The 14,897-nt window shown below is 69.2% G+C and carries 13 protein-coding genes; 6 read left to right on the top strand and 7 right to left on the bottom strand.

All coding sequences use genetic code 11. The features are described 5' to 3' along the window. Nucleotides 1–21 precede the first annotated feature (21 nt). Nucleotides 22–1,719 carry a Stk1 family PASTA domain-containing Ser/Thr kinase gene (gene pknB, locus A4X16_RS15300; RefSeq protein WP_067122137.1) on the top strand — a complete coding sequence of 566 codons (1,698 nt, stop codon included), beginning with the start codon at nucleotides 22–24 and terminating at the stop codon, nucleotides 1,717–1,719. A gap of 31 nt (nucleotides 1,720–1,750) precedes the next feature. Here pknB and A4X16_RS15295 read toward each other — a convergent pair whose 3' ends face one another. The 3 genes from A4X16_RS15295 to A4X16_RS15290 are packed head-to-tail and all read right to left on the bottom strand — an operon-like array spanning nucleotide 1,751 to nucleotide 3,354. Further along, entirely contained in the window at nucleotides 1,751–2,386 is a 636-nt protein-coding gene (locus tag A4X16_RS15295; protein ID WP_067122134.1) for an anthranilate synthase component II, read from the bottom strand. After that, a complete protein-coding gene (locus A4X16_RS18165; protein ID WP_197491854.1) occupies nucleotides 2,383–2,538 on the bottom strand; it encodes a hypothetical protein in 156 nt (51 codons plus the stop codon). Before A4X16_RS18165 ends, A4X16_RS15295 begins: the two co-directional genes overlap by 4 nt. Before the next feature lie 21 nt (nucleotides 2,539–2,559). Beyond that, nucleotides 2,560–3,354 carry a class E sortase gene (locus A4X16_RS15290; RefSeq protein ID WP_067122131.1) on the bottom strand — a complete coding sequence of 265 codons (795 nt, stop codon included), beginning with the start codon at nucleotides 3,352–3,354 and terminating at the stop codon, nucleotides 2,560–2,562. 84 nt (nucleotides 3,355–3,438) lie between these two features. On the opposite strand from A4X16_RS15290, the gene A4X16_RS15285 reads away from it, so the two are divergent. Continuing rightward, nucleotides 3,439–3,678 carry a cell division protein CrgA gene (locus A4X16_RS15285; RefSeq protein ID WP_067122128.1) on the top strand — a complete coding sequence of 80 codons (240 nt, stop codon included), beginning with the start codon at nucleotides 3,439–3,441 and terminating at the stop codon, nucleotides 3,676–3,678. A gap of 157 nt (nucleotides 3,679–3,835) precedes the next feature. Here A4X16_RS15285 and A4X16_RS15280 read toward each other — a convergent pair whose 3' ends face one another. Together A4X16_RS15280 and A4X16_RS15275 are read right to left on the bottom strand one after the other, a co-directional pair. Continuing rightward, nucleotides 3,836–4,735, bottom strand: coding sequence for a rhomboid family intramembrane serine protease (locus tag A4X16_RS15280; protein ID WP_067122125.1), 900 nt, complete (start codon nucleotides 4,733–4,735; stop codon nucleotides 3,836–3,838). Nucleotides 4,736–4,756: 21 nt separating this feature from the next. Continuing rightward, on the bottom strand, nucleotides 4,757–5,314 hold the full coding sequence (locus A4X16_RS15275) for a peptidylprolyl isomerase (RefSeq protein ID WP_067122122.1): 558 nt from the start codon (nucleotides 5,312–5,314) through the stop codon (nucleotides 4,757–4,759). Nucleotides 5,315–5,459: 145 nt separating this feature from the next. Between A4X16_RS15275 and A4X16_RS15270 the strand changes: the two genes are divergently transcribed. Both A4X16_RS15270 and A4X16_RS15265 read left to right on the top strand, forming a co-directional pair. After that, a complete protein-coding gene (locus A4X16_RS15270) occupies nucleotides 5,460–5,972 on the top strand; it encodes a DNA helicase (protein WP_067122119.1) in 513 nt (170 codons plus the stop codon). A 50-nt stretch (nucleotides 5,973–6,022) separates the two neighbouring features. Next, nucleotides 6,023–6,484 carry an aminoacyl-tRNA deacylase gene (locus A4X16_RS15265; protein ID WP_197491853.1) on the top strand — a complete coding sequence of 154 codons (462 nt, stop codon included), beginning with the start codon at nucleotides 6,023–6,025 and terminating at the stop codon, nucleotides 6,482–6,484. A 13-nt stretch (nucleotides 6,485–6,497) separates the two neighbouring features. Here the strand turns inward: A4X16_RS15265 and A4X16_RS15260 are convergent, their stop codons facing one another. Continuing rightward, entirely contained in the window at nucleotides 6,498–6,920 is a 423-nt protein-coding gene (locus A4X16_RS15260) for an NUDIX hydrolase (protein ID WP_067122116.1), read from the bottom strand. A 205-nt stretch (nucleotides 6,921–7,125) separates the two neighbouring features. On the opposite strand from A4X16_RS15260, the gene A4X16_RS15255 reads away from it, so the two are divergent. Beyond that, the gene (locus A4X16_RS15255; protein ID WP_067122113.1) at nucleotides 7,126–7,575 is read left to right on the top strand and encodes a DUF1801 domain-containing protein; all 450 of its coding nucleotides are present in this window, start codon (nucleotides 7,126–7,128) and stop codon (nucleotides 7,573–7,575) included. A 40-nt stretch (nucleotides 7,576–7,615) separates the two neighbouring features. Beyond that, on the top strand, nucleotides 7,616–8,731 hold the full coding sequence (locus A4X16_RS15250; protein ID WP_067122110.1) for a M24 family metallopeptidase: 1,116 nt from the start codon (nucleotides 7,616–7,618) through the stop codon (nucleotides 8,729–8,731). Between the two features lie 120 nt (nucleotides 8,732–8,851). Here the strand turns inward: A4X16_RS15250 and A4X16_RS15245 are convergent, their stop codons facing one another. Beyond that, nucleotides 8,852–14,875 (bottom strand): GH92 family glycosyl hydrolase, encoded by a 6,024-nt coding sequence (locus tag A4X16_RS15245; RefSeq protein ID WP_067122107.1) that lies wholly within the window; start codon nucleotides 14,873–14,875, stop codon nucleotides 8,852–8,854. Nucleotides 14,876–14,897 lie beyond the last annotated feature (22 nt).

The raw sequence follows: 14,897 nt of genomic DNA, 5'->3' as shown, positions 1-14,897 counted from the left end.
CGTCTCTCAGGGGGTCAGTACGTGTCGACAGAGCCACGCGTGCTCGCGGGTCGCTACCGCGTCGACGAGCTCATCGGGCACGGCGGCATGGCAAAGGTCTACCGCGGGTTCGATCTGACGCTGGGTCGCCAGGTCGCGATCAAGATCCTCGACCCCGAGCTGGCCCGAGACACCGCGTTCCGCACGCGCTTCCGCCTCGAGGCGCAGTCGGCCTCGCGCATGTCGCACCCCTCCATCGTCCGCGTCTACGACGCGGGTGACCCGTCGACCGCCGACGCCAACTCGACCGAGCCGCCCTACATCGTCATGGAGCTGATCAGCGGCACGCTGCTGAAGGACATCATCGCGAAGGGTCCGGTTCCCGTCGAAGACGCCGTGCGCTACGTCGACGGCATCCTCGAGGCCCTCGACTACTCGCACCGCGCCGGGGTCGTGCACCGCGACATCAAGCCGGGCAACGTGATGGTGACCGACAAGGGCCAGGTCAAGGTCATGGACTTCGGGATCGCCCGCGCCGTGTCCGACTCGTCGTCGACCGTCGCCGAGACCACGCAGATCATCGGCACCGCCGCGTACTTCTCCCCCGAGCAGGCCAAGGGCGAGCCCGTCGACGCTCGCGCCGACCTCTACTCGACCGGCGTCGTGCTGTACGAGCTGCTCACGGGTCGGCAGCCGTTCCGCGGCGAGTCGCCCGTGGCCGTCGCCTACCAGCACGTCAGCGAGACCCCGGTCCCCCCGACCGAGGTGAACGAGGACTCCCCCGGTGCACTCGACCCGATCGTGCTGCGCGCGCTCGCGAAGGATCCGTACCAGCGGTACCCGGATGCCGCGCACTTCCGCGCCGCACTGGACTCCGCCGTCGCGGGTCGCGCACCGAGCCGCAAGGAGCTCGGCGCCCTCACCAGCGAGCTGTACGGTCCCAGTCCTCGCCAGGCGCAGGAGACTGCGCGATCGCTGCGCCAGCTGAGCACCGACACCACGATGGCGCGCACGCAGTCCGGCCCGCCCGTCGCATGGATCTGGGCCGGGGTCGCGCTGCTCGCCGTGCTGCTGGCCTCGGTGCTGTTCTGGGTGTGGACGATCAGCATGCGTCCGGAGGAGGTGCCGACGAGCTCGCGCACCGTGCCGGATCTCGTCAACGTCTCGTCCGAGCGCGCGCAGGAGGACCTCGGCGAACTCGACCTGACGTCCACCCTGGTCCTCGAATCCAGCTCGGACATCGCCGAGGGCAATGTGATCCGCACCGATCCGGTCTCGGGCACCGCGGTGAGCCAGGGCGACTCGGTCACCCTGTACGTCTCGTCCGGCAAGGAGACCGTCGTCGTCCCGACACTGGAAGGGCTGTCGCTGACGGCGGCCAAGGACGCTCTGTCGTCGGCCGGATTGCAGCTCGGCACCGTGCTCCAGCGCAACGACAAGGGCCTCGCCGCCGACACGGTGATGGAGGCCAACGTCTCCGCCGACGCCGAGGTCCCGCCGAAGACCATCGTGAACCTCGTCGTCGCGAGCGGCCGGGTCACCATCCGGGACATGTCGGGATGGACCCTCGAGGCGGCGACCGAGGAGCTCGACACCCTGGGTCTCACCGCTCAGCCCGTCGAGCTGACGGACTGCCCTGCGGTGACGCCGCCCACGGTCACGTCGATGTCGGTGGCTCCCGGCGATGTCCCCATCGGCTCGACGGTCGAGCTGCGCTACTGCGCGGCGACGGGCGGCTGAGCCCTCCTCCGCGACGCCGCGTGCGCCCCGCTCAGGATCGGCTGAGCGGATGCAGCCGTGCGGAGCGTGCAACCGCGCCCGCGTCGCCGCACATCTCCAGCCAGTTGGCGAGAAGGCGGTAGCCTCCCTCGGTCAGCACGCTCTCGGGATGGAACTGCACCCCGAGGATCGGCAGGTCGGTGTGCGCCAGTGCCATCACCGTGCCGGTCTCGGAGCGGGCGGTCACGACGACATCCGCCGGAAGCGCGGACTCGGCGAGAGCGAGGGAGTGGTAGCGGCCGACATCGAACGGCGAGGGGATGCCGGCGAAGAGCGCCGACCCGTCGTGCTCCACCCGCGACGTCATGCCGTGCATCAGCTCGGGCGCCTCGGTCACCGACGTGCCGAAGGCCTCTCCGATCGCCTGATGCCCGAGGCACACCCCGAGCAGCGGCAGTCGCAGACGTGCGGCCGTGCGGACCGCGTCGAGCGAGGATCCGGCATCCGTCGGGGTGCCCGGTCCGGGCGAGATCATGATGCCGTCGACACCGCTCAGGAGCGTCTCCAGCTCGGTCGGAGCGACGGCATCCGCCTCGACCATCGACACGTCGGCGCCGAGCTCGCGGAGATACCCGACCAGCGTGTGCACGAAGCTGTCGTGGTTGTCCACGACGAGCACACGGGTCATTCGAGGTCGACCTCGCCCGGCGTGATGATCGGGCTCACCCACGGGAAGACGTACCAGAACAGCCCGTAGAGCACGGCGGCGATGAGGGCGAGCAGGATGAACAGCTTCAGCCACCAGGGGCCGGGCAGGATGCGCCAGAGTGCGGCGTACATGAGCGCGAGCGTTCCCTTCGTCTAGATCGACGGCCCGGCGGGGGGCGGCGGCGGATCGGTGAGCGCGGGAGGCGGGCCCTCCGCGCGCGGTTGGAAGCTCTCGTACACTCCGTACGCGACGATCCGCTCGGCGAGGGAGTACAGCGGGGAGCAGGCGGTGAGGGTGATGTATCGCTCCCCCGTCGCGACACCGGGCATCTGCGGCACGTCGAGAAGGACGTCCGTCTGCGTCGGCTTCACGTACTCGAGCGTGCGGAATCGATAGGTGAACCAGCCGTCCGGCGTCTCGACGACGATGGCGTCGCCGACCTGCAGCTTGTCGAGCTGGTTGAAGGGCTTTCCCCACGTGGTGCGGTGACCGGCCATGGCGAAGTTGCCGACCTCGCCCGGCATCTTCGAGTCGGTGTAGACGCCGATGCCGAGCTTGTCGAGCGTGCGGGCACGGCTGGTGCCGCCGTAGATGCCGACGTTGTACTGGCTCCCGAACCGGGGGATCAGCATCTGACCGAGCTGCTGCGTGTCGGCGGGCGGGGCGGGGATGACGGGTTCGTAGACCGTGGTCCCGTCGGTCGTCGTGACGAGCGGAGGCAGCTCGGGAGTCGGCGCATTCGCCCACTCCTCCGAGACGGCGGCGCCTTCCTCGTTCTTCTGGGCGGAGATGATGATGTCGCCGATCCACATCTGCCACGCCACGAACAGCAGCACCAGCACGCCGGCGGTGAGCAGCAGCTCGCCGAGCACGCTCGTGACGGTGGCGCGCGAGCGAGGGCGGCGGCGACGGTCGCGTCGCTCCCCCGAGACGACGGATGCAGTCATGGCGTGATCCTATCCCGCCGCCCTGTACGGAAGACCGTGCCGGGGCGTCCTGCTTTGGAAAGAAGTCATGGGTACAATGTCGGAATGGCACGTGACCGCAAGATCGAAGAACCCGAAGCGCCGCGCAGCGAAGGCGACGCCGCGCCCAACGCGGTGTGGTTCAAGCCGGTGATGGTCGGCTTCATGCTCCTCGGCCTGGCGTGGATCCTCGTGTTCTACATCTCCGGCATGCAGTTTCCGATCCCGGGGCTCGACAACTGGAACCTCGCCATCGGCCTCGCCATCGCTCTGATCGGTTTCCTCATGACGACGCGCTGGCGCTGACGCCCCCGATCCTCACGAAGGCCCCCTCGCTCGGCGAGGGGGCCTTCGTCATTCCGCGGACGGTCAGCGACAGAGTTTTCCACAGGTTATCCCCAACATGGGGAGAATTACACAGATGTTATTCACACCTGTTAACAGCCCTGTTAACAACTCCCGATCAGGCGTAAACCGTCGTGATGAGCAGAGGAGGGACGAACGCGACGATCAGTCCGAGCGCCACGACCACCGCCGCGAGCAGCAGGATCTGCGTCCTCCGCTGGTCAGGACGTCGGGTGCGGGTGAGGATGAAGGCGAGGAGCGCGCCGACGATCGCCCCGCCCAGATGGGCCTGCCAGGCGATGCCTCCGACGACGAAGCCGACGACGAAGTTGATCCCGAGGATGACGAGGATGCCCGTCACGTTGGCGCCGATGTGCCGGCCGATGATGAGCAGTGACGCCATGAGACCGAAGATCGCGCCGGACGCGCCCACCGTGGCGGTGCCCGGGGCGAGCAGGGCGACGGCGACCGATCCGCCGAGCCCGCTGATCAGGTAGAGCGCGAGGAAACGCGCTCGACCGAGCATGGGCTCGAGGCTCTGCCCCAGCATCCACAGCGCGAGCATGTTCAGCGCGAGATGGATGAATCCGCCGTGCACGAAGACCGCGGTGAGCAGCCGCCAGGGTTCGAAGGGGTAGAGGGACAGATCCGGGTAGAGGTACGCGGCGGCGAACAGCAGCTGCTGCGTGATGGGGTTGCCCAGGCCGGGGACCTGCTGCAGCAGTCCGATGATCGAGGTGATCAGCAGCAGGGCGTAGGTGACGACCGGCTTGCCACCGGCGCCGGCCGCCATCGCCGTGCCGCGCCCGCGCCAGCGGCGCTCGGCGCGCTTCTGCGCGGGGGTGCGGTTCTTGCGCTCCGCCGCCATGCACTCGGGGCAGATGACCCCGACCGCGGCCTGGGTCTGGCACTCGGGGCAGATGGTGCGGAGGCACCGCTGGCAGAGCACGAAGCTCTGCCGATCCGGATGCCGGTAGCAGAAGTTGTCGCGGTTGTCCGCGAACTCAGGCGTCGTCATCCGGATCGGCCAGCGTCGGCGTCAGGCCGCGACGATGTCGATCGACTGCAGGACGACGGGCTCGATCGGGCGGTCGCCCGCTGCGGTCGGGACCGCGGCGATCTTGTCGACGACGGCCTTCGAGGCGTCGTCGGCCACCTCGCCGAAGATCGTGTGCTTGCCCTGCAGCCAGGGGGTCGGGTCGGTCGTGATGAAGAACTGCGAGCCGTTGGTGCCCTCGGCCTTGCCCGTGATCGCGTTGCGACGCAGGCCGGCGTTGGCCATGGCGAGGATGTAGGGCGCGGTGAAGTCGAGCTCCATGTTGATCTCGTCGTCGAAGTTGTAGCCGGGGCCTCCGACGCCCTGTCCGAGCGGGTCGCCGCCCTGGATCATGAAGTTCGGGATGATGCGGTGGAAGATCACGTCCTTGTAGAGGGGTCCCTCGCCCGGCTTGCCGGTGGCGGGGTCCGTCCAGGACTGGGTGCCGTCGGCGAGACCGACGAAGTTCTTGACCGTCTTCGGGGCGTGGTCGCCGAAGAGGTTGATGACGATGTCACCGTGGTTGGTGTGCAGGGTTGCGACATGCGAAGCGTGGGCCATGCCCTCATTCTCTCAGAGCTTCCGATGAGTTCGCCCGGTTCTAGCGCGCATCGCGGCGAGGCGCAAGGGCTCGGCGATTCCCTCCCCCCATCCAGACTCGCGTGGCAAGATGGGGAACCCGTACTCCAATCGACAGGAGAGCAACGTGAGCATCACCCGGAAGCGGAAGAAGGAACTGCGTCGCCTTCAGGCGGACGCCAACCAGCTGTGGGAGAACCAGCAGATCCTCGTCGGCCACGCTGCCGACGTCGCTCGCGAGGCGGGTCGCCAGCTCGGCAACTTCAGCCGTGAGCAGGTCGCTCCGGCTGTGCAGGACACCTACAGCCGCCGGGTGCAGCCCGTGGTCGACCAGAGCGTGCGCTTCGGCAAGCACGTCGTCGACGACAAGGTCGTCCCGATCGTCGGCGGTGTCGTCGGATCCGCACTCACCGCGTGGGACGTCGCGAACGCGAAGCGCAACGGCGTCGTGCGCAAGGTCGAGAAGAAGGTCCGCAAGGCCGTCGAGCCCGAGAAGAAGGGTCCGGGCGCAGGTTCGGTCATCGCCCTGATCCTCGGCATCGCCGCCGCCGCCGGAGTGCTGTATGCCGCGTGGCAGGCGCTGCGTGCGGATGACGAGCTCTGGGTCGCAGACGACCCGCTCGCCGCTCCCGAGGCGTGACGACCGCTGCAGGGTCCCCGGCCGTCGGGCCGGCGGACCCGCATGCTCGGGTGAAGGACGCCGCGGCGGCACGCGGCCTCGAGATCGAGCTCCGCGAGCGGCCCGCCGCACGCAGTCTGGCGGAGGCGGCCGAGCTCCTCGGCATCCTTCCTTCCGGCATCGTGAAGACGCTCGTCGTGAAGCGCTCCGACGACACGTACCTCTTCGCGCTGATCCCCGGCGGGCGGTCGATCTCCTGGCCGAAGCTCCGTGCGCTGGTCGGCGTCAACAAGCTGCGGCTGCCCGAGCCCGAGCTCGCACTCGCCGCGACGGGCTACGAGCGGGGCACCATCGTTCCCATCGGCAGCACCACCGACTGGCCCGTGTACGCCGACGAGACCATCGTCGGCGAGCGCATCGCGATGGGCGCCGGCACGCAGGGATACAGTCTCTTCGTCGACGCCGACGCCCTGATCTCCGCGTATGGGGCGACGGTCGCGGACATCTCCGTGCCCGAAGAGCCGCGCGACTGAGAGCGGGCGCGAGTCAGAGGATCCCGGCCATGCGCAGCGCGATGTCGACGAGTCTGACGCGCTGCAGGTCGGCGATCGACCTCAGCGGGAACCACTCGGCCATGTCCGTCGATCCGTCGGTCTCGAACTGGAGCCGACCGCCGGTCACAGTCGCCCGGTAGACGATCCTCAGGGTGTGCAGCGGCTGATCCGCGTCGTGCACCCGCTGGCTCGCGGGGATCACGCGCGAATGGATGCCGAGGAGCTCGCCCACTTTCACCGAGTACCCGGTCTCCTCGCGGAGCTCCCTGCGGACGGCCGCCTCCGGCGCCTCCCCCGGTTCGAGTCCTCCACCGGGCATGGTCCAGGCGACGCGTCGCCCCTCGGTCCAGCGCGCCAGGAGGATGCGCCCGTCGTCATCGGTGACGACGGCGTATGCCGCGACACGCATATCCATCTCCCCACCTTAGACGCGGCCCGGAGTGACGCGTTCGAATGTGTCCTCCCATCAGCCATGGACGGCCGGCCTTGCCGGCGAGATGATGAGTCCGTGCCGAACCGGCTCACCGGTGGACTCGATCGATCAGGAATCGAGAAGCGCCGGGGCGGCGGCATCCGTAGGGTGATGTCATCGCAGAACCACCGAAGAGAAGGAGCCGATCATGGCTGACGACGACAAGGGCTTCAGCGCCGAGGAACGCGCGGCGATGAAGGAGGCCGCGGCCGACAAGCGCAAGGCGCGGTCGCGGGCCAAGAAGACGCCGGAGGAGGTGCGCGCCGAGGGCGAGGCGGATCTCAAGGCCGCGATCGAGAAGCTCTCCGACGGGAACGACAAGGCTCTGGCGGTCGGTCTGCACGAGCTCGTGACCGAGGTGGCCCCGGAGCTCGTCCCCCGCACGTATTACGGCATGCCCGCGTGGGGCAAGGACGGCAAGGTGCTGTGCTTCTTCCAGCCGGCGAGCAAGTTCAAGGTCCGGTACGGCACGTTCGGTTTCGAGCCCATCTCCCAGCTCGACGACGGCACCATGTGGCCCACCGCGTATGCGCTGCTGGAGCTCACTCCGGCCAACCGGAAGCAGCTGACGGAGCGCATCCGCCTCGCGGTGGGCTGAGCCCGTTCTCTCGGCAGTGCGACGGCGCTACCGTGGGTGAGTGAGCACACTTCCGTTCCCCGCATCCGTGTACGCCGCCCGCCTCGATCGTGCGGCCGTCCTCGCCGCCGACGCCGGCCTCGACGCGATCATCGTCGGTCCGGGTCCGGACCTGCAGTACCTCGTCGGGGTCGAGGGCGACACGATCGAGCGGCTGACCGCTCTGGTCCTCGGTCCGGGGATCGTCCCCGCCGTGGTCGTCCCGCGGATGGAGCTCGCGAAGGTCCGTACCACGGCGGTCGGCGAGCTCGGCCTGACCCTCGCCGACTGGGTCGACGGTGAGAATCCCTACGACCTGGTGGCGTCGGCCGTCGGTGCGGCCTCGCGCGTGGGCGTCTCGGACGCGCTCCCCGCCCTGCACGTCATCCCGCTCGCCGATCGACTCGGCGTCCGCGTCGAGCTGGCGACCCCCGTGCTTCGAGAGTCGCGCATGATCAAGGATGCGGAGGAGATCGCCGAGCTCCGCCGAGCGGGCGCTGCCATCGATGCGGTCCACGGTCGCGTGCGCGAGTGGCTGCGGGCCGGGCGCACCGAGCGCGAGGTGGCGGCCGACATCGCCGAGGCGATCGTGGCTGAGGGACACCGGACGGTGGAGTTCGTGATCGTGGGATCCGGGCCGAACGGCGCCGACCCGCACCACGAGGTCTCCGACCGCGTCATCGAGGACGGCGATGTCGTGGTCGTCGACATCGGGGGAGCGGTGCCGAGCGGGTACAACTCCGACAGCACCCGCACGTATGTCGTCGGAGCGCCCTCTCCCGAGGCCTCGGAGCGCATCGCCGTGCTGGCGCGTGCACAGCAGGCCGCGGTGGATGCCGCGCGCCCCGGCGCCACCGCCTCGCAGGTCGACGCCGCGGCACGCCAGGTGCTCGCCGACGCCGGTCTCGGAGAGGCCTTCCTCCACCGCACCGGGCACGGCATCGGCGTCTCGGTGCACGAAGAGCCGTACATCGCTCCCGGCAACGATCTCGTGCTGCGCGAGGGGATGGCGTTCAGCATCGAGCCCGGAATCTACTTCGCAGGGGAGTGGGGCGCACGCATCGAGGACATCGTCGTCCTCACGGCGGACGGATGCGAGCGGCTCAACGTCGCACCGCACGCTCTCACCGCAGTCTGAGTCTCTCTGCGGTTCGCGGGCGACGGGAGCCGACCGCGCACCGCATCCTCGCTCTGCGCACGCGAACCGCCCCTCCCGAGGGGCGGGAGGGGCGGTCGGGTGCGGGCGAGTCAGCGGGGGTCAGGACTCCGTTCGGCGTCGCCGAGCAACCAGCACAGCTCCTGCCGCGAGCAGCAGCACCAGCAGGACGATGAGACCGATCGGGACGTCGGCTCCGGTGCCGGCGAGGTCGCCGCCCACCGTGGCCGCCGCCGTCACCGTGAGTGCGGCCTCGGCGCTGAGAGCGGATGCCGCGCCGACCGCGATGAGCGTGTGGGCGCCCACCTCGGCCTCAGCCGGCACCGTCAGCTGCGCGCGGAACGCACCCGATCCGTCGGCGGTGACCTGACCCAGCCGGATCGGGTCGGAGTGCAGGGTGACGGTGACCACCTCACCCGCGGCGAAGCCACGACCGGCGACCTCGATGGTGCCGCCCTGGACGACGGACCGAGCGCCGATCACCAGCTCGGCCTGCAGCACCGGAGTGCTCCGGACCGTGATGGTCAGCGGTGCCGACTGCGAGGGCGTGTAGTCCTCCGCGTCTGCCGGGACGAAGCGCGCGACGTACGTGTGCTCTCCCGACGTGGCGATGGTCACTTCTGCGGTCGCCGTCCCCGCCGATACGGCGGCCGAGCCGACCACGTCGACGCCTTCGAGGAACTCCACCTTTCCGGCGGCGCCCTGCGGCGTCACCGTGGCGATCAGCGGGATGGACTCGCCGGCGACCGGGTCGTCGGATCCCGACGCGAGGCTCACCGAGGTGTTCCGCGGTCCGGCCGGTTCACCGACCACGAGGAGCGACGCCCTGGCCTCGACCTTCGACACATCGCCGAGCGCCACGATCGGGTGCGCGCCGTCGACGGCATCCGCGGGCACCGTGATCCGACCGCTGAGGTCGCCGTCCACGTCGGCCTCCACGACCACGGGCTGCTCGTCGTCGATCCGGATCGCCACGTCCTCACCCGGCGCGAAGCCGGATCCGGTGATCGTGACCTCATCTCCGGGCGCCGCCTCGGCCGGTGCCGAGATCGTCGGCTCGTACTCGGGCTCGGGGTCGACCACGGCGATCTGCAGCTGCGCGTCGGCCGACTTGACACCGTCATCCGCCGTGACCGTCACCGTGTAGGTGCCGGCGGCGGCATACGTGTGCGTGCCGGAGACCACGCCGTCTTGGATCTGGACCGTCGAGACGGGCGATCCGTCGCCCCAGTTGACGATGGCGGACGTCTCGCCCTGTCCGCCGGTGACGGTGGCCAGGGCGGCGTCGAACTCCTCGCCGGTGGTCTGGCCGTCGACCGCAGCCGCTGTCACGGCGAGAGGAGTCGCCGCCGCACGGTCGCCGTCCGAGGCGATCGCGAAGATGTGCACGCGCCCGTCGTTCAGCGATCCGGCCTCGGTGGGCATGGTCAGCGACTCGACCACCTTGGGCTCCCCGTCCCCGTCCACCGCGAGGGTGATCGGAGCGGTCGCGTAGATCGCGGTGTTCTTGATGCTGGATTCTGCGGCCGTCCCCGACAGCCGGCCCTCGGAGATCGCGAGCACCGTGTTGCCCTTGTACGGGCTGCCCGATGCGCCGACCCAGTCGCCGAGGCTGATCATCACCTTCTGCTCGCTGCCGTCGGTGAAGTGCAGCGTCGCCTCCGAGTCGCGGTTGCTCTCGGTCGCCGTTCCGACGAACGACAGCTGCGTCGCACCCGCTCCGAGCGAGACCTTGACCGTCTGACCCTCACCCGTGATGTTGTCCGGCGCGCCGGCCGGAACCGCGGGAAGGTCGTACGTCAGGGTCGTGCCCGGGATCGTGAGGGTCTCGCCCTGCACGAAGCCGTCGGCGTTGATCTTGTCGCGGAAGTAGCCGTGCCCCTGCGAGTCGCAGTTCGCCGCCGTCACGCCGAGGTCTCCGATGCAGACGTTGGTGAAGGCGCCGACGAGCGTCTCGTCACGGAACGCGGTGACCGAGGCCGTGGCCTGCGCCGCCGCTCCCGTCGAGTCGCGGACGGTGACCACCGGCGAGTACGTGCCCGGTGCGGTGAAGGTGTGCGGAGCGCGCACGGTCCATCCACCCAGGTCGTCGCGGGTGAGCGTGACATCCTCGACCGCGACGCCGTCTCCGTAATCGACCGTCACCTCATAGCCGGACGCCTCGGTCTCGGTGCCGACGATCGTGGCGAGCACGCCGGTGAACTCGGTGCCGACGGGCACGCGCTGCGGCGACCCTGCGGCGATGGAGAGACCGTCGGCCGCGCTCGCCGACGCGAACAACTCGATCTCCGACAGCGCCAGCGGCGCACCGCCGGTCGTGGCGGTGAGCTTGACGCTCGTGTATCCGCCGGTGACCTGCGTCGTGAACGGCCTCGTCTGCGAGTCCCAGGTGAAGGTCTCGCCCTCGCGGCTGTCGAGCTCCGTCCAGGTCGTGCCGTCGAGCGAGCCGGACAGTGTCCAGCTCGACGGCGCACCGGCCGTGGCCGCGCTCGTCAGCGTGTACTGGCCGACCGTGACCGGCCCCGACTGCGAGGTCCACACCAGCTCCGCCGTGTCGCCCGAGAAGGTGACAGTGGAGTTCATGTTGTCGTCGACGAGCGAGCCGACCGGCGTGCCGTCGGCCGCGGCGAGCGCGCCGCGCCCCGGCTTGGTGGCGTCCACGAGAGTGGTGGGCACCTCCAGCTGCTCGGTCAGGTCCTTCGCGCCCCACGCCGACGGTTCGGCGCTCATGGTGAAGTCGAGCGTTCCTCCGGCGCGCAGCAGATCGCCGTCGAAGGTGGTCTCGTCGATCGGCCGGCCGTTGATGCTCACGCCGGCGACGTAGTCCCTTCCCTCCGATGCTCCGGGGGCGTTCACGACGAGCTCGGTGCCGCCGAGCGACACGGTCGCGCTGTCGAACAGCGGCGTGCCGATCGTGTAGTCGCCTGATCCCACCTCGAGCGGATAGAAGCCCAGGGCCGAGAAGACGTACCAGGCCGAGAACTCGCCATTGTCCTCGTCGCCCGGGTAGCCCTGCCCGATGTCGGAGCCGACGAACAGACGGTCCTGGATGTCGCGGATCAGCGCCTGCGCGCCCGACGGGTCGCCCGCCTCGGCGAGCACGTACGGGATGTGGTGGGCGATCTGGTTGGACATGCCCAGCATCCCGAGGCGCACGTCGCGCGCTTCGCGAGCCTCGTGGATGCCGGAGTAGTCGGCCTTCTCGCGCGTCGTGAGGAAGTCCTGCATGACGTCGAGGAGTTCTTGGCGTCCGCCGTACAGCGCCGCGAGTCCGTCGACGTCCTGAGGTGCGTGGAAGCCGAAGGTCCAGGCGCTCGCCTCGGTGAACGCACCGCCCCACGCCTTCTTGTCGAACTCCGCCCCACTCGTCCACGTGCCGTCGGCGTTGCGCGAGGTGAACGTCCCGGCCTCGGGGTTGAACATATCGACATAGTGCTTGGCTCGCGCCTCGAAGTAGGTCGCCTCCTCCTTCAGCTGCTCGACGCGCTCAGCGGGCGTGTTCGGGTCCTCCGCGAGGGCTGCGGCCATCTCTGCGATGCCGAAGTCGTTGATATATCCTTCGAGGCCCCACGAAGCGCTCTCGGGCGTCGTCGCCTCGGTGTACCCGAGGAAGATCGACTGCGCGAGGCCCTTCCGCCCGACCGCGTTGGATTCCGGAAGGACGGTGGCGTTCTTCACGGCCGCGTCGTATGCCTCAAGCGCGGTGTCGGTGTCGAGTGCGCCCGCGAGGTACGCCTCCGCGAAGGCGACGTCGGAACTCGTGCCGGTCATGAGATCGGCGTAGCCCGGCGACGACCATCGGGCCACCCAGCCGCCGTCTCGGTACTGCTGCAGGAATCCGTCGACGAGTTCCTGGGTGACGTCCGGGTACAGAAGGGAGTACAGCGGCCAGGCGGTGCGGTAGGTGTCCCAGAACCCGTTGTTCACGTACACCTTGCCGTCGACGATCTCGGCGTTGGTCTGCGTGTCGGATGCCGGGCCGGTGGGCGGGGAGACGGGGCTCGCATACTGGTAGACCGGGTCTGCCTCGGAGCCCGTGTTCTCGAACTGCGAGTTCGGATACAGGTTCAGTCGATAGAGGCTCGAGTAGAGCGTGACGAGCTGCTGATCGGTGGCTCCTTCGACATCGCGCACGACGCCGAGGCGGTCGTTCCACGCATCGCGCACCGAAGCGTGAGCATCGTCGAAGGAGACGCCGTCGACCTCGAGGGCGTGGTTCTTCTCCGCCTGATCCTGCGAGATGAACGACGACGACAGGCGCAGCTCGACCGTGCGGTCCGACGTCGTGTCGAACGCCGCGAATCGCGCGGAGCCGTTGCGATCGCCCCTGGTCGTCGCACCGGATGCCGTCGGCTGTCTGTCGAAGGTGCCGTAGACGAACATGCGGGTGCGACCCGGCCATCCCGATCCGCCGTCGACCCAGCCCGAGACCGTGTCGCCCGTGATGGAGAGCTTCGACGAGTCGACGAGCTGGTCGATGAGGACGGAACTGGTGTCGCCGGTGAACTCGAAGCGGTAGATCGCGCCGTGGTCCGTCGCGGTCACGTCGGTCTGGATGCCGTTGTCGAAGTCGACGCTGTAGATGTCGGGTCGTGCGATCTCGTTCTCGTGGCGGAACGTGAGCTTGCGATCGTTCAGCGACGAGGTCGGATTGCCGTTGGCCGCAGGGAGCACCGCGATCTGGTTGCGGTCACCCATCCAGATGCTGGGCTGATGCGAGAAGCCGATGCCGTTGAGGGCAGGGAGGTTCTGGTCGGTGTTGGCCCGCTGGTACTGGTAGATCGTGCCGACGTTGTCGGCGTTGGTCATCGGGGTGATGAAGTTGAAGCCGTTCGGCCATCCCACCGCCGGAAGGTTGTTGCCCCGGGAGAATCCTCCGGTGGAGTTCGTGCCGCGACGGGTGTCGACGTACGAGACGAGGCCGTCCGAGGTGTCGCGCTGTTCCGCGGCGGCGATCTGGATGTCGTCCAGCCAGCCGCTGAAGGCCGTGGCGCCCGTGGGCACCTCGATGCCCTTCACGTCGGCACCGGGGTGATCGTAGGTGAACACGATGTCATCGACGACCTTGCCCGAGGCGTCACCGAGGTCGACGGTCACCTTGTTCCACTGGTTGGGCCACAACACGTTGGCCCGACCCTGCTCCCGTGCGGACGCACCGTAGCCGTACCCGTCGATCGCGCCGCTGGTCGACAGCGACGAGCCGTCGGTGAACGAGAGGTCGACGGCCACGAACGTCGCCGCGTACGTCTGCTCCCCATCGAGCTCCGGGAAGACCAGGTACGAGAGCTCGCTGTCGTCGGCCACCTCGATCGCCACGTCCTCGTAGAGGACAGAGGACGACGAGGCCGCACCCGCGTCGAGGTGCCGACCGGCGTACTGCAGCGCCTTCGTGCCCGTGAAGCCGACACCGGTCTTGGCGGTGTCGGAGCTCGTGGGTCCGTTGCCGATCTGCAGGAGGAGGTCGGCCGGCTCGGGAGTCGCCCCGTCCACCGCGACCGGCTCCCAGCCCGCCAGCTGCACGATGTTCGCGGAGGGGGTCCTCGTCGCGAGCACGTCGAGCCGGTAGTACCGATAGTCGACGCTCGGAGTCGCGAGCGTGAAGGTCCGCGTCTCGCCGCGACCGTTGAAGAGCTCTCCGCTGCGCTCGTCGACGGTGACCCAGTCGGTGCCGTCGTCGGATCCCTGGATCCGGAAGTCGGAAGGATCCCGCTCAGGGGCGTCATTGCCCGAGGTCAGCGTGTAGCTCACCATGGGGCGGGGCGTCGAGAGCTCGTACTGCACCCAGCCCTTGTCGGCGAAGGCCAGCCACTTCGATCCGGCGTTGCCGTCCGCGACGGAGGCGGCGACCTCGTTCGGGGCGTTCTCGGCCGATGCGGTCACCGCTGCGACCTCGCCGAGCACGCTGCCCGGCGCGAATCGGCTGCCGGTGACGTTCACCGGGGTGCCGGTTCCGGCGAGGACCGGCGTCGAGTCCGACGCCTCGAACGACGACGCGAAGGTCGTCTCCGCCGCGGCAGCCGTCGCGGCGACCGGCGTCAGCATGACGACTCCCACCGATGCGGCGACGCCGGCTGCCAGGATCGAACGGCGCGCGCTCCGCACGGTGCTCGGGCGGTGAACCCTCATGGTTGCTCCTTCAACTCCACTG

The sequence above is a fragment of the Microbacterium sp. H83 genome, from assembly GCF_001650405.1.
Classification (GTDB): Bacteria; Actinomycetota; Actinomycetes; order Actinomycetales; family Microbacteriaceae; genus Microbacterium.
This window is presented reverse-complemented; position numbering and strand designations above follow the sequence as displayed.